This window comes from Pseudomonas sp. BIOMIG1BAC (assembly GCF_001705995.2).
Lineage (GTDB): Bacteria > Pseudomonadota > Gammaproteobacteria > Pseudomonadales > Pseudomonadaceae > Aquipseudomonas > Aquipseudomonas sessilinigenes.
In genome coordinates, this window is sequence record NZ_CP049045.1 from 269,079 (window position 1) to 289,010 (window position 19,932).

The window sequence follows — 19,932 nt, forward strand, 5'->3', positions numbered from 1 at the left end:
CTGCCATGGCGGTCGATTGTAATTAAGATGGTGCTACGTTTCCCAAGCATGTTTCTTCCAGCCAAGGTGCCCACCGTGAGTGTGAACAACCCTCTTCTGCAGCCCTATGACCTGCCGCCGTTCTCGGCGATCCGCGCCGAACACGTACAACCGGCCATCGAACAGATCCTGGCTGACAACCGCGCCGCCATCGCCGAGATCCTCAAGACCCAGGCCACTGCGCCGACCTGGGCCGGCCTGGTGCTGGCCATGGACGAACTCAACGATCGTCTGGGCGCTGCCTGGAGCCCGGTCAGCCATCTCAATGCCGTATGCAACAGCGCCGAACTGCGCGATGCCTATGAGGCCTGCCTGCCGGCATTGAGCGCCTACTCCACCGAGATGGGCCAGAACCGCGAGCTGTTCCAGGCCTTCGACGCCCTGGCCAAGAGCCCGGAGGCGGCCGGTTTCGATGTGGCGCAAAAGACCATCCTCGAACACTCCCTGCGTGATTTCCGCCTGTCGGGTATCGACCTGCCGCCGGAGCAGCAGAAGCGCTACGCGCAAGTTCAGAGCAAGTTGTCCGAGCTGGGCAGCCGCTTCTCCAACCAGTTGCTCGATGCCACCCAGGCCTGGACCAAGCACATCACCGACGAAGCGGCGCTGGCTGGCCTCACCGACTCGGCCAAGGCGCAGATGGCCGCCGCGGCCCAGGCCAAGGACCTGGACGGCTGGCTGATCACCCTGGAGTTCCCCAGCTACTACGCCGTCATGACCTACGCCCAGGACCGTGCCCTGCGTGAAGAGGTCTACGCGGCCTACTGCACCCGGGCTTCCGATCAGGGCCCCAACGCCGGCCAACACGACAACGGCCCGGTGATGCAGGAGATCCTCGACCTGCGCCAGGAACTGGCCAAGCTGTTGGGCTTTGCCAACTTCGCCGAGCTGAGCCTGGCCACCAAGATGGCCGAGTCCAGCGACCAGGTACTGGGTTTCCTGCGGGACCTGGCCAAGCGCAGCAAGCCGTTCGCCGCCCAGGACCTGGCACAGCTCAAGGCCTATGCCGCCGAGCAAGGCTGCCCTGACCTGCAAAGCTGGGACAGCGGTTTCTACGGCGAGAAGCTGCGCGAGCAGCGCTACAGCGTGTCCCAGGAAGCCCTGCGCGCCTACTTCCCAATCGACAAGGTGCTGTCCGGCCTGTTCACTATCGTCCAGCGCCTGTACGGCATCGAGATCGCCGAGCAGAAGGGCTTCGACGCCTGGCACCCGGATGTCCGCCTGTTCGAGATCAAGGAAAACGGCCAGCACGTCGGCCGCTTCTTCTTCGACCTCTACGCCCGCGCCAACAAGCGTGGCGGTGCCTGGATGGACGGTGCCCGCGACCGTCGGCGTACCGCTGGCGGCGCGCTGCAGAGCCCGGTGGCCAACCTGGTGTGCAATTTCACTCCGGCCGTATCCGGCAAGCCAGCGCTGCTGACCCACGATGAAGTCACCACCTTGTTCCACGAATTCGGCCACGGCCTGCACCACCTGCTGACCCGCATCGAGCATGCCGGCGTCTCCGGGATCAATGGCGTGGCCTGGGATGCCGTGGAGCTGCCGAGCCAGTTCATGGAGAACTGGTGCTGGGAACCCGAAGGCCTGGCGCTGATCTCCGGTCACTACGAGACCGGCGACGCCCTGCCCCAGGACCTGCTGGACAAGATGCTGGCGGCCAAGAACTTCCAGTCCGGAATGATGATGGTGCGCCAGCTGGAGTTCTCGCTGTTCGACTTCGAACTGCACGCCACCCACGGCGATGGCCGCAATGTGTTGCAGGTGCTGGAAACCGTGCGCGATGAAGTCTCGGTGATGCGCCCACCGGCCTATAACCGCTTCCCTAACAGCTTCGCCCACATCTTCGCCGGTGGTTATGCCGCGGGTTACTACAGCTACAAGTGGGCTGAAGTGCTGTCGGCCGACGCCTTCTCGCGCTTCGAGGAAGAAGGTGTGCTCAACGCCGCGACCGGTCGTGCTTTCCGCGAGGCGATCCTGGCCCGTGGCGGTTCCCAGGAGCCGATGGTGCTGTTCGTCGATTTCCGCGGACGGACCCCGTCGATTGACGCACTCTTGCGCCACAGCGGCCTCAGCGAGGACGCGGCAGCATGAGTGAAGCCCCCGTGAAGACCAAGAAACGCTTTATCGCCGGTGCGGTTTGCCCGGCGTGCAGTGAGCAGGACAAGCTGATGATGTGGAGCGAAGACGACGTGCCCCATCGCGAGTGCGTGGCCTGCGGCTACGCCGACACCTTGAATGAGCAGGGACTGTCGGTACCCAAGGAATTGAGCACGCGGGTCAACACCGCGGCCCTCAAGGTGGCGGATGCCAAGGTGCAGTCGGTGCAGTTCTTCCCCAACCCCAAGTTGAAGAAGAAAACCGACGAACCCAAGTAACCGGGACCCCCTGTAGGAGTGCAGCTTGCGCGCGATAGCGGTGTGTCAGACACATCGCGGCGCCTTCATCGCCAGCAAGCTTGGCTCCTGCAGCAAAGCCCTCTCCCGCCTCGCAATCAGTTCGCCGGCTTGCTGGCGCTGACCGTCTCGAACCAGCTCTTCACCGAACAGGTGGCGAACACGCTGGTGCTGCAATCGCCGTTGGCCAGTGCGGTACGCAGTTTCTCCACATCGGCCTGCATCATGTAGCGAATGCCGTCCTTGAAGTGGGCGCTGTCGCCGAATCCGCCCTGGGTCATTTCACTCAAGGCTTCCTCTTTGCTCCAGCCCTGGATCACCACCCGGTACATCGCCGACATCAGGCCGGTGCGGTCCGAGCCATGCTTGCAATGCATCAGCACCGGGCCCTGGGCTTCGGCGCTCTGGATCGCGCGCAAGGCCTTGAGCACATCGGCGTCGTCCACGTGGTTGGTGCGGTAAGGCAGCTGGACCTGATGGATGTTTGGAGCCGCCAGCCAACTGCTGTCCGATTCCGGCAGGAAGTTGATCACCGTCCCGACTTTGAGTTGCTCCAGCAGTGGCACGGCGTCTTTGTCCGGCAGGGCGCTGCGGTACAGGGTTGGCGACATCTGGTACAGGTTGTACTGCTTGGCCACGGGCTGGGCCCATTGTTCCGGTCGGCTGGCGGGGACATCGGCAGCCTGGGCCAGTGGACCTGCCAACAGGGCCAGCAACGCCAGGCACAACGCAGGAACGAAATGAATTCTCGACATGGACAGGGGTCACTGATGAGGGGCAATGGTAGGGAGTGTCGACCATGGGCGGTCAAAGCCCTGTGAGCCTCCTGTCAAAGAATCGTGAAGCCTGTTTCTGGTCCGCTATTTTTTTCAGTATCTGATGTGTTTTTTCCGACTGAAACGATTCATCAGGATGCTTAGGCTGCTACCATTTGTAACTAAAGTTTGCTGATGTGTTCATAAGCCTGGGCCCTGCCCGGCTTTTTGCGTTGCCAAAACACAAAGTCGCGCCATGACGCGGCTGAAATCCATCAATGCCTGATGAGGTGCACCCATGTCCGATCAAGATCGAGACAACCCGCGGCGTGAGTTCTTGCGCAAATCCCTGACCTTGATCCCGGTGGTCACCGTGGCCAGTACCGGCCTGGGCAGCAGCATGCTGGCCGTGGCTCCCGAGGCTGTCGCAGCCGAAAAGCCCACTGCGCCGAGCAAGCAGGCCAGCAGCACCCACTATGAACCCAGCTACTTCACTGCCGAGGAGTGGGCCTTTATCCAGGCAGCGGTGGAGCGCCTGATCCCGGCGGACGACATGGGGCCTGGCGCGTTGGAAGCCGGCGTTCCGGAATACATCGACCGGCAGATGAACACCTCCTACGCCGCCGGTGCCCTGTGGTACATGCAAGGCCCGTTCAAGGCCGATGCTGCGCCAGAGATGGGCTGGCAGAGCAAGCTGGTGCCCAAGGAGATCTATCGCCTGGGTATCGCTGCCACGGACGCCTGGTGCAAAGGCCTCAAGGGCCAAACATTTGCTGCTCAAGACAGCGCTACCCGAGACGAATTGCTCAAGCAACTGGAGGCGGGTACGCCGCAGTTCGACACGGTTCCGGCCAAGCTGTTCTTCAACCTGCTGTTGCAGAACACCAAGGAGGGTTTCTTCAGCGACCCGATCCACGGTGGCAACAAGGGCCTGGTGGGCTGGACCCTGATCGGCTTCCCCGGCGCGCGCGCCGATTTCATGGATTGGGTGGAGCGTAACGAGCAGTACCCCTTCCCGGCAGTATCGATTCGCGGCGAGAGGGCTTGAGCATGGCGACAGTGATGAAGAAGGTCGACGCAGTGATCGTCGGGTTTGGCTGGACCGGCGCGATCATGGCCAAGGAGCTGACCGAGGCGGGGCTCAACGTGCTGGCGCTGGAGCGCGGGCCGATGCAGGACACCTACCCGGACGGCAGTTATCCCCAGGTGATCGACGAGCTCACCTACAGCGTGCGCAAGAAGCTCTTCCAGGACATTTCCAAGGAAACGGTGACCATCCGCCACAGCGTCAACGACGTGGCCCTGCCCAACCGCCAACTGGGCGCGTTCCTGCCGGGCAATGGCGTGGGCGGCGCCGGGCTGCACTGGTCCGGCGTGCATTTTCGTGCCGACCCCATCGAGTTGCGCATGCGCAGCCACTATGAAGAACGCTACGGCAAGAACTTCATCCCCAAGGACATGACCATCCAGGACTTCGGAGTCACCTACGAAGAGCTGGAGCCATTCTTCGACTATGCGGAAAAGGTCTTCGGTACCTCGGGCCAGGCCTGGACCGTGAAGGGCCAGCTGGTGGGCGAAGGCAAGGGCGGCAACCCCTATGCACCGGATCGCTCGGATCACTTCCCGCTGGAGTCGCAGAAGAATACCTATTCCGCCCAGCTGTTCCAGAAAGCCGCCAATGAAGTGGGCTACAAGCCCTACAACCTGCCTTCGGCCAATACCTCGGGGCCCTACACCAACCCCTATGGTGCGCAGATGGGGCCGTGCAACTTCTGCGGTTTCTGCAGTGGCTACGTCTGCTACATGTATTCCAAGGCCTCGCCCAACGTGAACATCCTGCCGGCCCTCAAGCCGCTGCCGAATTTCGAGTTGCGGGCCAATTCCCATGTGCTCAAGGTCAACCTGGACAGCAGCAAGACCCTGGCCACCGGCGTCACCTACGTCGACGCCCAGGGGCGCGAGATCGAGCAACCGGCAGACCTGGTGATCCTCGGCGCCTTCCAGTTCCACAACGTGCGCCTGATGCTGCTCTCGGGCATCGGCAAGCCCTACGACCCGATCACCGGCGAAGGCGTGGTGGGCAAGAACTTCGCCTACCAGAACATGGCCACCATCAAGGCCTACTTCGACAAGGACGTGCACACCAACAACTTCATCGGCGCCGGTGGCAACGGCGTGGCGGTGGACGACTTCAACGCCGACAACTTCGACCACGGCCCCCATGGTTTCGTCGGTGGTTCGCCATTCTGGGTCAACCAGGCCGGCAGCCGGCCGATCGCCGGGACGTCCAACCCGCCAGGCACCCCGGCCTGGGGCAGCGCCTGGAAGAAGGCCACGGCCGACTACTACACCCACCAGGTGTCCATGGACGCCCACGGCGCGCACCAGTCCTACCGGGGCAACTACCTCGACCTGGACCCGGTCTACCGCGATGCCTACGGCTTGCCCCTGCTGCGGATGACCTTCGACTGGCAGGAAAACGACATCAAGATGAACCGCTTCATGGTCGAGAAGATGGGCAAGATCGCCCAGGCGATGAACCCCAAGGCCATCGCCCTGCTGGGCAAGCAGGTCGGTGAGCACTTCAACACCGCCTCCTACCAGACCACTCACCTGAACGGTGGCGCGATCATGGGCACCGACCCCAAGACCAGCGCCCTGAACCGCTACTTGCAGAGCTGGGACGTACACAACGTGTTCGTGCCTGGAGCCTCGGCCTTTCCCCAGGGCCTGGGCTACAACCCCACCGGGCTGGTGGCGGCGCTGACCTACTGGTCGGCGCGGGCGATCCGCGAGCAGTACCTGAAGAACCCCGGCCCGCTGGTCCAGGCATAAGGAGCGATGACCATGAAAGCACTCGTTATCGCCAGTCTGGCGCTGTTGGGCAGCGCCTCTCTCCAGGCCGCCGAAGTCGACCAGGCCCTGGTCAAGCAGGGCGAATACCTGGCCCGTGCCGGTGACTGCGTCGCCTGCCACACCGCCAAGGACGGCAAGCCGTTCGCCGGCGGCTTGCCGATGGAAACCCCGATCGGGGTGATCTATTCCACCAACATCACTCCGGACAAGACCGGTATCGGCGACTACAGCTTCGAGGACTTCGACCTGGCCGTGCGCCATGGCGTGGCCAAGAACGGCAGCACGCTGTACCCGGCCATGCCCTTCCCGTCCTACGCCCGGGTCAACGACGCCGACATGCAGGCGCTCTACGCCTACTTCATGCACGGCGTGGCGCCGGTGGTACGGGACAACAAGGACAGCGACATTCCCTGGCCCCTGAGCATGCGCTGGCCGTTGTCGATCTGGCGCTGGATGTTCGCCCCGAGCGTGGCGCCAGCCGCCGTGGCTGCCGACAGCGACCCGTTGATCAGCCGTGGCGCCTACCTGGTGGAAGGCCTGGGCCACTGTGGCGCCTGCCATACGCCACGGGCGCTGACCATGCAGGAGAAGGCCCTGAGCGCCAGTGAAGGCAGTGCCTTCCTGTCCGGCAGCGCACCGCTGGAGGGCTGGATCGCCAAGAGCCTGCGTGGCGATCACAAGGACGGCCTGGGCAGCTGGAGCGAAGAGCAACTGGTGCAGTTCCTCAAGACCGGCCGCAGCGATCGCAGCGCGGTGTTCGGCGGCATGAGCGACGTGGTGGTCCACAGCATGCAGTACATGAATGACCAGGACCTGATGGCCATCGCTCGCTACCTCAAGTCGCTGCCGGCCAACGATCCGGCCGACCAGCCGCACCAGTACGACAAGCAAGTGGCCGATGCCCTGTGGAAAGGCGACGACAGCAAGCCGGGCGCCTCGGTGTACATCGACAACTGCGCCGCCTGCCACCGTACCGATGGCCATGGCTACACCCGGGTGTTCCCGGCGCTGGCCGGCAACCCGGTGCTGCAATCGGAGGACGCCACCTCGCTGATCAACATCGTGCTCAAGGGCGGTACCCTGCCCGCCACCCACAGCGCGCCGTCGACCCTCACCATGCCGCCCTTCGCCTGGCGGCTGTCGGACCAGGAGGTGGCCGACGTGGTCAGCTTCATCCGCAGCAGCTGGGGCAACCAGGGGGCGCCGGTGAAGGCCGCGGATGTGGCCGGGCTGCGTGACGGGCGCCTGCAGAGCACCTCCAACGATGACCTGGGCAACGTGATTCCACGTCACTAATGGCAGGAGCGGCGCCCGCAACGGGCGCCGGTTGGATGCAGCCCTTCAACCCCGGGGGAAGGGCTGGATCCCCAGCTGGCTTTGTAGCTGGTAGCCGGCGATGCAGTCCGCCAATCCGGCGTTCATCAGGTCTTCCCAGCTCGCCGGCAGCAGGCCGATGTCGTCATGGTGAGGGCGCCAGTGCGCCTCGGCGAACTTCGGATCGGCTGCATCGAAGGGCTGCGGGCCGCTCACCGCGGCTTGCCGGATGTCCTGGGTGCACAGGTCGAACTCGCAGGCCAGGCCCCAGAGCTGGCCATCCGCGGCCCTGACGATGATCAGGTCGGCGCCTTGCTCGTAGCTCGGCAGGTAGGCGTGCGCTGCATAGAAGATCTTTTCCAGTGTGCCGGGTGTCCTGGGCATTGTCGTGCTCCTTTGGTGGTCGCCCGCGTTATAGCGCAGGCAGCGTCGTTGCCGCGAATCCTTCGCAGGCCTTTGCGCCTGTCGACCTTCTGCGAGCTCAAGGACCAGGCCGGCCCTGATCTCGATTCGAAGGTGATGTTGAGCTTTGGCGGGAGTTGCCAGGAGCTGGAAACCATCAGGGATGGATGGGCGCTACTGACCCGTTCGCTGACCAAGCTTGCGAGCGTTCTGCTCGACGGCGCTAGGCAGCTTGTCGCAGCTCAATTACTGTATGTACATACAGTTATGGAGTGCCCCCATGTCCAGCCCCCTGCCGCCCCGCGGTCGTGGCACCGCGAGCAACCCGCACAACCGTTTCGCTCCCAGCCGCTCGGTGGCCGAGGATGACGGCTGGCACCAGGAAGTGCCTTTGACCCAGGGCACCGAGGTGCGCTTGGAAACCGCCAAGTCGATCATCACCCGCAACCATTCGCCGGACCTGCCCTTCGATCGCTCGATCAATCCCTATCGCGGTTGCGAGCACGGCTGCATCTACTGCTATGCGCGGCCCAGCCATGCCTACTGGGATATGTCGCCGGGGCTGGACTTCGAAACCCGGCTGATCGCCAAGAGCAATACCGCCACCCTGCTGGAGCAGCAGCTGTCCAAACCCGGCTACCAGTGCGCGCCGATCAACCTGGGTTCCAATACCGATCCCTACCAACCCATCGAGCGTGAACAACGGCTGACCCGGCGCACCCTGGAGGTGCTGCTGCGCTACCGGCACCCGGTGACCATCGTCACCAAGGGGTCGTTGATCCTGCGCGACCTTGACCTGTTGACCGAGCTGGCACGTCAGCGGCTGGTGGCGGTGATGATCAGCCTCACCACCCTGGACGATGAACTCAAGCGCATCCTCGAGCCCCGGGCCGCAGCGCCCAAGGCCCGCTTGCGGGCGATCCGGGTACTGCGTGGGGTGGGTGTGCCGGTGGGGGTGTTGTGTTCACCGATGATCCCGATGATCAACGACAGCGAGCTGGAGGCCCTGCTGACCGAAGCCCAGGCCGCCGGGGCGCAGAGTGCGGCCTACATGATGCTGCGCCTGCCCCTGGAGGTGGCGCCGCTGTTCGAGGAGTGGCTGGCGGCGCATTACCCGCAGCGGGCGGCCCATGTCCTGAGCCTGATCCGCCAGAGCCGCGGCGGCGAACTCTACGACAGCCGCTTCGGCAGCCGCATGCGTGGCGAGGGGCCTTTTGCCGACCTGTTGGCCCAGCGTTTCGCCAAGGCACTCAAGCGCCTGGGGTTGGAGCGGCGCGCGGGTTTCGATCTCGACTGTTCGGCTTTCTGCCCACCAGGCAGGCAACTGTCGTTGCTGTGAGCTGGCCTGGAGCGATTGAAGGGCTGGGGCGGGCCAATGCCACCAAGGGTTCGCGTCTGGTGATCGAGGCTCGGGGCCTGGGGCGTTGTCTTGAGGGGCGCTTGAACGATGTTGCGGGGATGGGGCAGTTGCAGTACGCGGTTGAAGCGGGCCAGGCCCTTCGCCACAAGGCCCGCTGCGGGCCTTGCTGGCGAGGAATGGGTCAGGCGGCGGGCTGGTCGAGTTCCAGTTCCACGCCCAGCTGGCGCGACAGGCACGGCCAGCGTTTCCAGGCGGCCTCGGTGTCCGGGCTGCTGAGTTTGTCGCGGTAGGCTTCCACCGATTCCAGGGCGAAGCTGTCTTCGTCGAGCATGGCGTCGACCGCGTGGTGCACGGCTTCGTCCAGTTGGTTGGCAAAGGTCTCGCCGATCAGTTGATGGGCGATGAGATTGGCGACCGTCATGTCCAGGGGGATCAGTGGGCGGCCGAAGTGCTTGATGTACAGGTCGTTGACTTCCTCTACCAGGCGCAGGGCCAGGTAGGCTTCGTCCAGCAGGCTGTCGAGGCCCACATGGCCGTCCATGATGGCCGGCGGCTGGAGGAAGAATTGCTCGGCGATTTTCAGCACCGGCTTGATTTGCGGCTCGATGCCCGCTTCACGGGCAACGGCGTTGGCGGCGTCCAGAAGGTCTGGCACCTGATCGATGTATGCGCTGACAAAACGGGTCATGACGCCTTGTGCGTCGACTTCGGGCAGCTGGATGGCAGGGTGCAGGTGAGGCAGTTGTACTTCCAATTGACGGGCCAGAAGGCCCGTGCTGGCTTCGTGCTGTTGAGCCAATAGGATCTGCTCGCGTAATGCGGCGGTGTTCATGAAAGCTCCAGGGACAAGGGCGGTCGATCGGGACAACCGAGGTGGGATGACGGCCTGCCGCCCATTAGCGACCATCCCTCGGGGGAGAACATAAGTTAGCCTGCTCATGAAAGTGTTTAAGACATATTTGTAATATTCACTTATTACTTAGTCGGGTGCGTTATATCGTCGCACCCCATCTTTTTCTCCAATCCCTTGATTCCCGTGGCCTGCAAAGCCTCCTTGGGGTGTTTCAGCAGGTTTACGCCATTGCGTTGCGAGGTGAGAGTCGCTGGCTATACTCGCCAAGGTATGAAGTTAGCTGATGATGCCCGACTGCAATTGCAGCGAGGCTCGATGGTCTAAGTTCGTAGTCTAGGCAGTCGCTCCCTTGCCGCAGGTGTATAGCCGGCGGGATAACAAGAACGATAAGGGGAACCCGCAATGAAGCGACATCCACAAGTCTGGATGGGCCTCCTGTTGTGGACGATATTCAGCCAGGCGCAAGCTGCCTGGACGGTGAATATGGCGCCTGGGGCTACCGAGATAAGCCACGCGGTATTCGACCTGCACATGACCATCTTCTGGATCTGTGTGGTGATCGGCGTCATCGTCTTCGGCGCGATGTTCTGGTCGATGATCGTTCACCGTCGCTCTACCGGCCAGGTCCCGGCCAGGTTCCACGAAAGCACCACGGTGGAAATCCTCTGGACCATCATCCCTTTCCTGATCCTGGTGGCCATGGCCGTGCCGGCCACCGCGACCCTGATCAAGATGTACGACACCAGCGAGCCGGACGTGGACGTGCAGATCACCGGCTACCAGTGGAAGTGGCACTACAAATACCTGGGCCAGGACGTGGAGTTCTTCAGCAACCTGGCCACCCCCGCCGAGCAGATCCACAACAAGAGCGCCAAGGGCGAGCACTACCTGCTGGAGGTCGATCAGCCGCTGGTGCTGCCAGTGGGCGCCAAGGTGCGTTTCCTGGTGACCGCCGCCGACGTCATCCACTCCTGGTGGGTGCCGGCCTTCGCGGTCAAGCGCGATGCCATCCCCGGCTTCGTCAACGAAGCCTGGACCCGGGTCGACAAGCCCGGCATCTACCGTGGCCAGTGCGCCGAGCTGTGCGGCAAGGACCACGGCTTCATGCCGATCGTGGTGGAGGTCAAGAGCCAGGCCGACTACGACACCTGGATGGGCGAGCGCAAGGCCGAGGCCGCCAAGCTCAAGGAGCTGACCAGCAAGGAATGGACCCTCGACGAACTGGTGGCCCGCGGCGACAAGATCTACCACACCACCTGCGTGGCCTGTCACCAGGCCGAGGGCCAGGGCCTGCCGCCGATGTTCCCGGCGCTCAAGGGCTCGAAGATCGCCACCGGACCCAAGGAGGCCCACCTGAGCCTGGTGTTCCACGGCAAGCCGGGCACCGCCATGGCCGCCTTCGGCAAGCAGCTGTCGGAAGTCGATATCGCCGCCGTGGTGACCTACGAACGCAACGCCTGGGGCAATAACAAGGGCGACATGGTGACGCCCAAGGATGTCCTGGCACTGAAACAGGCGGAAAGCAAATGAACCGCCCTATTGGAAGTCTGCGCAAGCGGTCGCGGCGTGCCGCCGATCGTCCCGTCCATTCGCGTGCAGGAGACAGGACATGAGTGCTGTGATCGATGACCACGGCCATGCCGGCCATGATGACCATGCCCACGGGCCGGCCAAGGGCCTGATGCGCTGGGTGCTGACCACCAACCACAAGGACATCGGCACCTTGTACCTGTGGTTCAGCTTCACCATGTTCCTGGTGGGCGGCACCTTCGCCATGGTGATTCGTGCCGAGCTGTTCCAGCCCGGGCTGCAGATCGTCGAACCGGCGTTCTTCAACCAGATGACCACCATGCACGGCCTGGTGATGGTCTTCGGTGCGGTGATGCCGGCCTTCGTCGGCCTGGCCAACTGGATGATCCCGTTGATGATCGGCGCGCCGGACATGGCCCTGCCGCGGATGAACAACTTCAGCTTCTGGTTGCTGCCCGCGGCCTTCCTGCTGCTGCTCTCGACCCTGTTCATGCCCGGCGGCGGACCGAACTTCGGCTGGACCTTCTACGCGCCACTGTCGACCACCTATGCGCCGGAAAGCGTGACCTTCTTCATCTTCGCCATCCACCTGATGGGCGTCAGCTCGATCATGGGGGCGATCAACGTGATCGCCACCATCCTCAACCTGCGCGCTCCGGGCATGACCCTGATGAAAATGCCGCTGTTCGTCTGGACCTGGCTGATCACCGCGTTCCTGCTGATCGCGGTGATGCCGGTGCTGGCGGGCGTGGTGACCATGATGCTGATGGACATCCATTTCGGCACCAGCTTCTTCAGCGCCGCCGGCGGTGGCGACCCCGTGTTGTTCCAGCACGTGTTCTGGTTCTTCGGCCATCCCGAGGTGTACATCATGATCCTGCCGGCCTTCGGCGCCGTCAGTTCGATCATCCCCACCTTCAGCCGCAAGCCGCTGTTCGGCTACACCTCGATGGTCTACGCCACCGGGGCCATCGCCTTCCTGTCGTTCATCGTCTGGGCACACCACATGTTCGTGGTGGGCATCCCGCTGGTGGGCGAGCTGTTCTTCATGTACGCCACCTTGCTGATCGCCGTGCCCACGGGGGTCAAGGTGTTCAACTGGGTGAGCACCATGTGGCAGGGCGCGCTGACCTTCGAGACGCCGATGCTGTTCGCCGTGGCCTTCGTCATCCTGTTCACCATCGGCGGTTTCTCCGGGTTGATGCTGGCCATCGCCCCGGCGGACTTCCAGTACCAGGACACCTACTTCGTGGTGGCGCACTTCCACTACGTGCTGGTGCCCGGGGCGATCTTCGGCATCTTCGCCTCGGCCTACTACTGGCTGCCCAAGTGGACCGGGCACATGTACGACGAGACCCTGGGCAAGTTGCACTTCTGGCTGTCCTTCATCGGCATGAACATGGCGTTCTTCCCCATGCACTTCGTCGGCCTGGCCGGCATGCCGCGGCGGATCCCGGACTACAACCTGCAGTTCGCCGATTTCAACATGGTGTCGTCCATCGGGGCCTTCACCTTCGGCGCGACGCAGGTCTTCTTCCTGTTCATCGTCATCAAGTGCATTCGCGGCGGCGCGCCGGCTCCGGCCAAGCCATGGGAAGGGGCCGAGGGGCTGGAGTGGAGCATTCCTTCGCCAGCGCCCTACCACACCTTCGTCACGCCACCGGAAGTGAAGTGAACCCCTGGCCGACTGTGCAGGAGCGGACCTGTTCATGAGGGCGGCGCGGGGCGTCGCCCGGTTTGTTGCAGGAGGGTATCGGGATGGCTGAAGTCTCGTTGAAGAAGCTGGTCACGCGGCTGCTGCTGGTGGTCGTGGCGATGTTCGTCTTCGGTTTTGCCCTGGTGCCGATCTACGACGTGATGTGCAAGGCCCTGGGGATCAACGGCAAGACCGGCGGGCAGTACCAGGATGCGCAACGGCAGCAGGTCGATGCCTCGCGCCAGGTGCGGGTGCAGTTCTTGTCGACCAACGCCATCGACATGGTCTGGGACTTCTACCCCAAGTCCGATGACATCGTGGTCCACCCGGGGGCGGTGAACGAGATGATCTTCATTGCTCGCAACCCCAGCGACCACCCGATGAGTGCCCAGGCGATCCCGAGCATCTCGCCCAGCAGTGCGGCGATGTATTTCCACAAGACCGAGTGCTTCTGCTTTACCCAGCAGGTGCTGCAACCCGGTGAGCAGATCGAGATGCCCGTGCGTTTCATCGTCGATCGCGACATGCCCAAGGATGTGAAGCACCTGACGCTGGCTTACACGCTGTTCGATATCACCGCGCGTCATCCACCGGTGGCGGCCGCCACCAAGACTGGCGGCTAGGCGCCCTGGCGTGCCCGATAAGGAGAACAATCAATGGCGACTCATGAGCACTATTACGTTCCCGCCCAGAGCAAGTGGCCGATCATCGCCACGCTGGGCATGTTCGTCACCGTGGCCGGCCTTGCGACCTGGTTCAACGACCTCAAGGCGGCGCGCCCGGAATCCCACGGCCCGCTGATCTTCTTCGTCGGCGGCCTGCTGCTGGCCTACATGCTGTTCGGCTGGTTCGGCGCGGTGATCAAGGAAAGCCGCGCAGGCCTGTATAGCGCCCAGCTCGATCGCTCGTTCCGCTGGGGCATGAGCTGGTTCATCTTCTCGGAGGTGATGTTCTTCCTGGCCTTCTTCGGCGCCTTGTTCTATGTGCGGCACCTGTCCGGCCCCTGGCTTGGCGGTGAGGGGCACAAAGGCATCGCCCACACCTTGTGGCCGAACTTCCAGTTCGTCTGGCCGCTGCTCGAAAACCCCGATCCGAAGCTGTTCCCATCGCCCAAGGGGACCATCAGCCCCTGGGGCCTGCCACTGCTCAATACCGTGCTGCTGGTGAGCTCCAGCGTCACCGTGACCATCGCCCACCACGCCCTGAAGAAGGGCCATCGCGGGGCGCTGAAGCTGTGGCTGGCGCTGACCGTGCTGCTGGGCTGCGCCTTCCTGGGCTTCCAGGCCCAGGAGTACATCCATGCCTACCACGAGCTGGGCCTGACCCTGGGCTCGGGGATCTACGGCGCGACGTTCTTCATGCTCACCGGCTTTCACGGGGCCCACGTGACCATCGGCACGCTGATCCTGTTCGTGATGCTGATGCGGGTGATGCGTGGGCATTTCGATGCCGAGCACCAGTTCGGCTTCGAGGCCGCCAGCTGGTATTGGCACTTCGTCGATGTGGTGTGGATCGGCTTGTTCGTTTTCGTCTACGTGCTCTGAACAGCCTTACCAGGGGGAATGGGACACCAGCTGGCCGCTGAAGAAACCCCAGGCGATCAAGCCGACGGTGATCACGGCCAGGCACACCCGAATACTCAGCGACGTCAGCAGGCGCTTGGATTGGCTGTCGTCCTTGACCAGAAAGAACAGGCCGCTGAACAGGCTGATAACCGTGGCAATCAGCATCAGGACGATGGCTGCTTTGAGCATGGTGGACTCCGGGGGGAAGCGCGATGCAAGTCAGTATAGCGAGTGGATTTATCAGCTTTGCGGCGCGGCCATGAAAGGCTTTCGCCCGGGCCTGGTGCCGACGCTGGTGGTGCTTGCGTTGCTGCCGGTGCTGGTCTGGCTGGGGTTCTGGCAGCTGGGGCGTGGCGAGCAGAAGCGCCAGTTGCTGGCCAGCTACGCCGAGCGTCGCGCTGGCGCGCCGGTGCCGTTGTTCGAGCTGCTGGAAGCGCCGGACCCGGCCTTCTTGCGCGTGCGCCTGCACGGGCATTTCGATGGCGAGCACAGCCTGTTGCTGGATAACCGCATGCATGACGGCAAGGTCGGGGTCGAGCTGCTGCAGCCCTTCCTGGACCAGGCCAGCGGCCGCTGGCTGCTGGTCAACCGTGGCTGGCTGCCCTGGCCCGACCGGCGTACGCCACCGCGTTTCGAGACGCCGGCGCAGAGCCTGGACCTGGAGGCCTGGGTCTATGTCGTGCCGGGGGCGGCGTTCCAACTGCATGCCGATCCGGCGGGGGCCAGTTGGCCCCGGCTGGTGACGGCGGTGGCGCCGGACAAGCTGTGGGCTGAGCTGGGTCGCACAGGTTTTGCCCATGAGGTACGCCAGGAATCCGGCCCCGGCGCCTATCTCACACAGTGGCCCGTGGTCGCCATGGGCCCGGAAAAGCACCAAGCCTATGCCGCGCAGTGGTTCGCCATGGCCGTGGCGCTGCTGCTTCTCTACGGCTACTTCGGCTGGCACAACGCAAGGGAGAAACGCCATGGGAACGGCCATGAATCCACCCAACATCTCTGAAACCCGGGAACCCAACCGGCGGCGTGGTCGCTGGCAACTGGTGCTCATCGTGCTGATGGTGATCGGTCCGATGATCCTCGCTACCAGCATGTACAAACTGCAGTTCTGGGTGCCGGACAGCCGCAGTTATCACGGCGAGCTGATCGGTAATGGCCAGACCCGTGCCGAGATCGGCGTGCAGTCCGAGGACGATCGCTGGCAGATCCTGGTAACCGCGCCCAAGGGCTGCGCGGTGGATTGCCAGCAGTTGGTGTACCTGGCGCGGCAGGTCCAGGTGGCGCTGGGACGTGATGCCTCGCGGGCCAGCCACGCGCTGGCCGTTGCCCAACCCCTGGATGCCGACTATGAGGCCCGGTTGCAGCGGGAATATCCACAACTGCAGCGCTACCCCCTGGACCCGGCGAGCTTCGCCAAGGGCACCAGGGACCAGCAGGCGCCGCAACTGTGGATCGTCGATCCCCACAGCAACCTGGTGTTGCGCTACGACGCCCGGGTCAAGGGCAAGGACCTGCTCGACGACCTGCGCCACCTGCTGAAACTGTCGAACATCGGATGAGGGCATCGACATGGCCAAACCTGGATTTCGCCTTGCCTTGTTCGCCACCCTGCTGGCGTTACTGGTGGTGCTGCTGGGGGCCTATACCCGGCTGACCCATGCCGGTCTCGGTTGCCCCGACTGGCCCGGTTGCTACGGCTTTATCAGCGTGCCGCAAAGCGAAGCCCAGCTGGCCCATGCCGAGCTGCATTTCCCCGAGTCGCCAGTGGAGGAGCACAAGGGCTGGAACGAGATGATCCACCGTTATTTCGCCGGCACCCTGGGGCTGCTGATTGCGCTCCTGGCCGCGCGTTCCTGGACCCATCGGCGTTACCCCGGACAGCCCCTGAAACTGCCGCTGTTCATCCTGGCGGTGGTCTTCGCCCAGGCCGCCTTTGGCATGTGGACCGTGACCCTCAAGCTCTGGCCCCAGGTGGTGACCGCTCATTTGCTGGGCGGCTTCGCCACCTTGAGCTTGTTGTTCCTGTTGACCTTGCGCCTGTCCGGCGTGCTGCCGGCGCTGATCGTGCCGCGGCGCCTGCAGTATTGGGCCACGGCTGCCCTGGTGCTGGTGATTGGGCAGATCGCCCTGGGCGGCTGGGTCAGCTCCAATTACGCGGCGGTGGCCTGTATCGACCTGCCCACCTGCCATGGGCAGTGGTGGCCGCAGATGGATTTTGCCAATGGCTTCCACCTGACCCAGCACATCGGCCCCAACTACCTGGGGGGGCAGTTGGATAGCGATGCCCGCACCGCGATCCACATGACCCACCGCCTGGGCGCGCTGCTGGTGAGCCTGGTGCTGCTGGGACTGGCCTGGCAGTTGCGCCAGGTGGGCATGACCCGCCTGGCCGCGCTGGTGCTGGTGGCGCTGGCCGCGCAGGTCAGCCTGGGCCTGAGCAACGTTCTGTTCCACCTGCCGCTGCCCGTGGCTGTCGCCCATAACGCCGGCGGTGCGGCGCTGTTGCTGACCCTGGTGCTGGTCAACTATCACGCCCGCACCAGCCTGGTGCCGGTCCGGGACCGCCGCCTGCCGGGCTGGCGGCTCAGTCCACGCAAGCACGTGGCGAGTCTCATCACCATCAAAGGAGAGATGCCATGGCGACTCTGATCGGTACCCGTCAGCACCCCCAGGCGCTCTGGCGCGATTACCTGGAACTGACCAAGCCCAAGGTGGTGGTGCTGATGCTGATCACCTCCCTGGTGGGCATGTTCCTCGCCACCCGGGCCGGCGTACCCTGGACCGTGCTGGTGTTCGGCAACCTGGGCATCGGCCTGTGTGCGGGAGGCGCGGCGGCCGTCAACCATGTGGTGGACCGGCGCATCGATGCGCAGATGGCCCGCACCCACAAGCGTCCACTGGCCGAGGGCCGGGTCTCGCCCCGGGCCGCCCTGGCCTTCGCCCTGCTTTTGGCCCTGGCCGGGCAGGCGTTGCTGCTGGCCTTCACCAATCCATTGACGGCCTGGCTGACCCTGGCTTCGCTGTTGGGTTATGCGGTGGTCTACACCGGCTTTCTCAAGCGCGCGACGCCGCAGAACATCGTCATCGGCGGTTTGGCGGGCGCCGCCCCGCCGCTGCTGGGCTGGGTCGCCGCCACTGGCCACCTGAGCGCCGAGCCGCTGCTGCTGGTGCTGGTCATCTTCGCCTGGACCCCACCGCACTTCTGGGCCCTGGCCATCCACCGCAAGGAGGAGTACGCCAAGGCCGATATCCCGATGCTGCCGGTGACCCACGGCGAGCAGTACACCAAGGTGCATATCCTGCTCTACACCTGCGCCCTGCTGGCGGTGAGCCTGCTGCCCTTCGTGATCCACATGAGCGGCGTGCTGTACCTGGCCTGCGCCCTGATCCTGGGCGGGCGCTTCCTGCAATGGGCATGGGTGCTGTACCGTGGCACTCGACCACACGCGGCGATCGATACCTTCAAGTACTCTATCTACTACTTGTTCCTGCTGTTCATCGCCTTGCTCGTAGACCACTACCTACTGTTGAACCTATGACCAGAACCCAGAAAACCGTCTTCATCCTCGTTGCCGTGGTAGCCCTGATCCTGGGCCTGACCGTTAACAAAGTCCTGTCCGGCAAAGGCCAGGGCGACCCTACCGCGCTGATCGACGCCGGTATCATCATGCTGCCCCAGAGCCGTACCCTGCCCGCGGTGAAGATGCTCGACCAGGATGGCCAGCCAGTGGTGGTGGACGAGCTCAAGGGCAAGTGGTCGCTGCTGTTCTTCGGCTATACCTTCTGCCCGGACATCTGCCCCACTACCCTGGCCCAGCTACGCCAGATCAAGAGCGAGCTGCCCAAGGAGGTGGTGGACCAGTTGCAGATCGTGCTGGTCAGCGTCGATCCCAACCGCGATACCCCGCAGCAGCTCAAGCAGTACCTGGGCTACTTCGACAAGGACTTCAAGGGCCTGACCGCCTCTTCGGTGGAAGACCTGCAAAAGCTTGCCAATGCCGTGAGCATTCCCTTCATCCCGGCCGACACCAGCAAGGCCAACTACACCGTGGACCACAGCGGCAACCTGGCGGTAATCGGCCCGGATGGCAACCAGCGTGGCTTCATCCGCGCGCCGTTGAACAACCAGAAACTGGTGGCCCAACTACCGGCGATGGTGCAACGCAAGTAATGCTTGCCCTGTAGCCGCTGCCGCAGGCAGCGCCTTCAGGATCGCCAGGTCGCATCCGCGGCTACACGAAACGTGTCGGGACTTCAGGATGCGGCTACACGCCGCCGGTGCAATGCCTGAAACGCAACGGGGCGCCCCAAGGCGCCCCGTTGTTGTTTCTGCGAGTCGATCAGAACGCCGGCACGATCGCGCCCTTGTACTTCTCTTCGATGAACTTCTTCACCTCAGGGCTGTGCAGGGCGGCAACCAGCTTCTTCATGGCGTCCGAGTCCTTGTCGTCAGCACGGGCCACCAGGATGTTCACGTAAGGCGAGTCCTTGCCTTCGATCACCAGGGCGTCCTTGGCCGGATCCAGCTTGGCTTCCAGGGCGTAGTTGGTGTTGATCAGAGCCAGGTCGACCTGGGTCAGCACGCGCGGGATGGTGGCGGCTTCCAGCTCGCGGAACTTCAGGCCCTTGGTGTTCTCGCTGATGTCCTTGACGGTGGCCAGGATGTTGTTGGAGTCCTTGAGCTTGATCACGCCGGCCTTGTCCAGCAGCAACAGGGCGCGGCCGCCGTTGGTGGCGTCGTTGGGCACGACCACGGTGGCGCCGTTGGGCAGTTCCGACAACTGCTTGTACTTGTTCGAGTAGGCGCCCAGGGGCTCCACGTGCACGCCGGCGACACTCACCAGCTGGGTGCCCTTGGCCTTGTTGAACTCATCCAGGTACGGCTGGTGCTGGAAGAAGTTGGCGTCCAGGCGTTTTTCGGCTACCTGCACGTTGGGTTGCACGTAGTCGGTGAAAACCTTGACCTTCAGGTCTACACCTTCCTTGGCCAGGGCCGGTTTGACGAACTCCAGGATCTCGGCGTGGGGCACCGGCGTAGCGGCCACGGTCAGGGTTTCGGCAGCATGCGCGGAGAACGCGGCCACGGCTGCGAAAGCGACGAGTAGTTTTTTCATCGAACAAGCTCCTTGTAAGTCGCCCGACCCCGGGCGCCTGCCGGCCAGCCGGCGATTGCGT

At 63.7% G+C, this 19,932-nt stretch carries 20 protein-coding genes; 15 read left to right on the forward strand and 5 right to left on the reverse strand.

Annotation, left to right across the window (positions count from 1 at the left end):
• The first annotated feature begins 48 nt into the window (after positions 1-48).
• Both prlC and ATY02_RS01295 read left to right on the forward strand, forming a co-directional pair.
• A complete protein-coding gene (prlC, locus tag ATY02_RS01290) occupies positions 49-2,127 on the forward strand; it encodes an oligopeptidase A (RefSeq protein ID WP_164823614.1) in 2,079 nt (692 codons plus the stop codon).
• Positions 2,124-2,411: a YheV family putative zinc ribbon protein gene (locus ATY02_RS01295; RefSeq protein WP_068578077.1), complete on the forward strand. Its 288-nt coding sequence runs from the start codon at positions 2,124-2,126 to the stop codon at positions 2,409-2,411. The genes prlC and ATY02_RS01295 overlap by 4 nt, the downstream gene beginning before the upstream one ends.
• A gap of 116 nt (positions 2,412-2,527) precedes the next feature.
• Here the strand turns inward: ATY02_RS01295 and ATY02_RS01300 are convergent, their stop codons facing one another.
• The gene (locus ATY02_RS01300; RefSeq protein WP_068578079.1) at positions 2,528-3,184 is read right to left on the reverse strand and encodes a tyrosine-protein phosphatase; all 657 of its coding nucleotides are present in this window, start codon (positions 3,182-3,184) and stop codon (positions 2,528-2,530) included.
• 298 nt (positions 3,185-3,482) lie between these two features.
• On the opposite strand from ATY02_RS01300, the gene ATY02_RS01305 reads away from it, so the two are divergent.
• The 3 genes from ATY02_RS01305 to ATY02_RS01315 are packed head-to-tail and all read left to right on the forward strand — an operon-like array spanning position 3,483 to position 7,336.
• The gene (locus ATY02_RS01305; RefSeq protein ID WP_068578081.1) at positions 3,483-4,232 is read left to right on the forward strand and encodes a gluconate 2-dehydrogenase subunit 3 family protein; all 750 of its coding nucleotides are present in this window, start codon (positions 3,483-3,485) and stop codon (positions 4,230-4,232) included.
• A gap of 2 nt (positions 4,233-4,234) precedes the next feature.
• Positions 4,235-6,019: a GMC family oxidoreductase gene (locus tag ATY02_RS01310; protein ID WP_031320868.1), complete on the forward strand. Its 1,785-nt coding sequence runs from the start codon at positions 4,235-4,237 to the stop codon at positions 6,017-6,019.
• A gap of 12 nt (positions 6,020-6,031) precedes the next feature.
• A complete protein-coding gene (locus ATY02_RS01315; protein ID WP_068578084.1) occupies positions 6,032-7,336 on the forward strand; it encodes a c-type cytochrome in 1,305 nt (434 codons plus the stop codon).
• A gap of 45 nt (positions 7,337-7,381) precedes the next feature.
• Here ATY02_RS01315 and ATY02_RS01320 read toward each other — a convergent pair whose 3' ends face one another.
• Positions 7,382-7,738, reverse strand: coding sequence for a hypothetical protein (locus tag ATY02_RS01320; RefSeq protein ID WP_068578086.1), 357 nt, complete (start codon positions 7,736-7,738; stop codon positions 7,382-7,384).
• Between the two features lie 298 nt (positions 7,739-8,036).
• Between ATY02_RS01320 and ATY02_RS01325 the strand changes: the two genes are divergently transcribed.
• The gene (locus ATY02_RS01325) at positions 8,037-9,095 is read left to right on the forward strand and encodes a PA0069 family radical SAM protein (protein ID WP_068578088.1); all 1,059 of its coding nucleotides are present in this window, start codon (positions 8,037-8,039) and stop codon (positions 9,093-9,095) included.
• Positions 9,096-9,297: 202 nt separating this feature from the next.
• Here the strand turns inward: ATY02_RS01325 and ATY02_RS01330 are convergent, their stop codons facing one another.
• The gene (locus tag ATY02_RS01330; RefSeq protein WP_068578090.1) at positions 9,298-9,948 is read right to left on the reverse strand and encodes a hypothetical protein; all 651 of its coding nucleotides are present in this window, start codon (positions 9,946-9,948) and stop codon (positions 9,298-9,300) included.
• Between the two features lie 423 nt (positions 9,949-10,371).
• Here ATY02_RS01330 and coxB point away from each other — a divergent pair, with 423 nt between their 5' ends.
• From coxB to ATY02_RS01350, 4 genes are all read left to right on the forward strand, one after another.
• Positions 10,372-11,499: a cytochrome c oxidase subunit II gene (coxB, locus tag ATY02_RS01335; RefSeq protein ID WP_068578092.1), complete on the forward strand. Its 1,128-nt coding sequence runs from the start codon at positions 10,372-10,374 to the stop codon at positions 11,497-11,499.
• A 79-nt stretch (positions 11,500-11,578) separates the two neighbouring features.
• A complete protein-coding gene (ctaD, locus tag ATY02_RS01340; RefSeq protein WP_068578094.1) occupies positions 11,579-13,174 on the forward strand; it encodes a cytochrome c oxidase subunit I in 1,596 nt (531 codons plus the stop codon).
• 83 nt (positions 13,175-13,257) lie between these two features.
• A complete protein-coding gene (locus tag ATY02_RS01345) occupies positions 13,258-13,818 on the forward strand; it encodes a cytochrome c oxidase assembly protein (RefSeq protein ID WP_068578097.1) in 561 nt (186 codons plus the stop codon).
• 33 nt (positions 13,819-13,851) lie between these two features.
• Positions 13,852-14,739 carry a cytochrome c oxidase subunit 3 gene (locus ATY02_RS01350; protein WP_068578099.1) on the forward strand — a complete coding sequence of 296 codons (888 nt, stop codon included), beginning with the start codon at positions 13,852-13,854 and terminating at the stop codon, positions 14,737-14,739.
• 6 nt (positions 14,740-14,745) lie between these two features.
• On the opposite strand, the gene ATY02_RS01355 is transcribed toward ATY02_RS01350, so the two are convergent.
• Positions 14,746-14,949 (reverse strand): twin transmembrane helix small protein, encoded by a 204-nt coding sequence (locus ATY02_RS01355; protein WP_022642262.1) that lies wholly within the window; start codon positions 14,947-14,949, stop codon positions 14,746-14,748.
• A gap of 70 nt (positions 14,950-15,019) precedes the next feature.
• Between ATY02_RS01355 and ATY02_RS01360 the strand changes: the two genes are divergently transcribed.
• Genes ATY02_RS01360 through ATY02_RS01380 form a run of 5 tightly spaced genes read left to right on the forward strand, consistent with a single transcriptional unit; the run spans position 15,020 to position 18,928 of the window.
• Positions 15,020-15,760, forward strand: coding sequence for an SURF1 family protein (locus tag ATY02_RS01360; protein WP_068578101.1), 741 nt, complete (start codon positions 15,020-15,022; stop codon positions 15,758-15,760).
• Complete coding sequence (locus ATY02_RS01365; protein WP_068578107.1) at positions 15,726-16,316, forward strand: hypothetical protein; 591 nt, start codon at positions 15,726-15,728, stop codon at positions 16,314-16,316. The genes ATY02_RS01360 and ATY02_RS01365 overlap by 35 nt, the downstream gene beginning before the upstream one ends.
• Before the next feature lie 10 nt (positions 16,317-16,326).
• Positions 16,327-17,406, forward strand: coding sequence for a COX15/CtaA family protein (locus ATY02_RS01370; RefSeq protein ID WP_068578103.1), 1,080 nt, complete (start codon positions 16,327-16,329; stop codon positions 17,404-17,406).
• The gene (cyoE, locus tag ATY02_RS01375) at positions 17,394-18,296 is read left to right on the forward strand and encodes a heme o synthase (protein ID WP_124345409.1); all 903 of its coding nucleotides are present in this window, start codon (positions 17,394-17,396) and stop codon (positions 18,294-18,296) included. Before ATY02_RS01370 ends, cyoE begins: the two co-directional genes overlap by 13 nt.
• A complete protein-coding gene (locus ATY02_RS01380; RefSeq protein WP_068577355.1) occupies positions 18,293-18,928 on the forward strand; it encodes an SCO family protein in 636 nt (211 codons plus the stop codon). The genes cyoE and ATY02_RS01380 overlap by 4 nt, the downstream gene beginning before the upstream one ends.
• 169 nt (positions 18,929-19,097) lie before the next feature.
• Here ATY02_RS01380 and ATY02_RS01385 read toward each other — a convergent pair whose 3' ends face one another.
• Complete coding sequence (locus ATY02_RS01385; RefSeq protein ID WP_068577353.1) at positions 19,098-19,871, reverse strand: MetQ/NlpA family ABC transporter substrate-binding protein; 774 nt, start codon at positions 19,869-19,871, stop codon at positions 19,098-19,100.
• Between the last annotated feature and the right edge of the window lie 61 nt (positions 19,872-19,932).

Bases quoted from the DNA above. Each gene is read 5' to 3' on its own strand.
- ATY02_RS01330 (WP_068578090.1), bottom strand. From the start codon at position 9,948: ATGAACACCGCCGCATTACGCGAGCAGATCCTATTGGCTCAACAGCAC.
- ATY02_RS01355 (WP_022642262.1), bottom strand. From the start codon at position 14,949: ATGCTCAAAGCAGCCATCGTCCTGATGCTGATTGCCACGGTTATCAGC.
- ATY02_RS01300 (WP_068578079.1), bottom strand. From the start codon at position 3,184: ATGTCGAGAATTCATTTCGTTCCTGCGTTGTGCCTGGCGTTGCTGGCC.
- ATY02_RS01315 (WP_068578084.1), top strand. From the start codon at position 6,032: ATGAAAGCACTCGTTATCGCCAGTCTGGCGCTGTTGGGCAGCGCCTCT.
- ATY02_RS01380 (WP_068577355.1), top strand. From the start codon at position 18,293: ATGACCAGAACCCAGAAAACCGTCTTCATCCTCGTTGCCGTGGTAGCC.
- prlC (WP_164823614.1), top strand. From the start codon at position 49: ATGTTTCTTCCAGCCAAGGTGCCCACCGTGAGTGTGAACAACCCTCTT.
- ATY02_RS01385 (WP_068577353.1), bottom strand. From the start codon at position 19,871: ATGAAAAAACTACTCGTCGCTTTCGCAGCCGTGGCCGCGTTCTCCGCG.
- ATY02_RS01295 (WP_068578077.1), top strand. From the start codon at position 2,124: ATGAGTGAAGCCCCCGTGAAGACCAAGAAACGCTTTATCGCCGGTGCG.
- ATY02_RS01325 (WP_068578088.1), top strand. From the start codon at position 8,037: ATGTCCAGCCCCCTGCCGCCCCGCGGTCGTGGCACCGCGAGCAACCCG.
- ATY02_RS01310 (WP_031320868.1), top strand. From the start codon at position 4,235: ATGGCGACAGTGATGAAGAAGGTCGACGCAGTGATCGTCGGGTTTGGC.
- coxB (WP_068578092.1), top strand. From the start codon at position 10,372: ATGAAGCGACATCCACAAGTCTGGATGGGCCTCCTGTTGTGGACGATA.
- ATY02_RS01345 (WP_068578097.1), top strand. From the start codon at position 13,258: ATGGCTGAAGTCTCGTTGAAGAAGCTGGTCACGCGGCTGCTGCTGGTG.
- cyoE (WP_124345409.1), top strand. From the start codon at position 17,394: ATGGCGACTCTGATCGGTACCCGTCAGCACCCCCAGGCGCTCTGGCGC.
- ATY02_RS01370 (WP_068578103.1), top strand. From the start codon at position 16,327: ATGGCCAAACCTGGATTTCGCCTTGCCTTGTTCGCCACCCTGCTGGCG.
- ATY02_RS01350 (WP_068578099.1), top strand. From the start codon at position 13,852: ATGGCGACTCATGAGCACTATTACGTTCCCGCCCAGAGCAAGTGGCCG.
- ATY02_RS01305 (WP_068578081.1), top strand. From the start codon at position 3,483: ATGTCCGATCAAGATCGAGACAACCCGCGGCGTGAGTTCTTGCGCAAA.
- ATY02_RS01320 (WP_068578086.1), bottom strand. From the start codon at position 7,738: ATGCCCAGGACACCCGGCACACTGGAAAAGATCTTCTATGCAGCGCAC.
- ATY02_RS01365 (WP_068578107.1), top strand. From the start codon at position 15,726: ATGGGAACGGCCATGAATCCACCCAACATCTCTGAAACCCGGGAACCC.
- ATY02_RS01360 (WP_068578101.1), top strand. From the start codon at position 15,020: ATGAAAGGCTTTCGCCCGGGCCTGGTGCCGACGCTGGTGGTGCTTGCG.
- ctaD (WP_068578094.1), top strand. From the start codon at position 11,579: ATGAGTGCTGTGATCGATGACCACGGCCATGCCGGCCATGATGACCAT.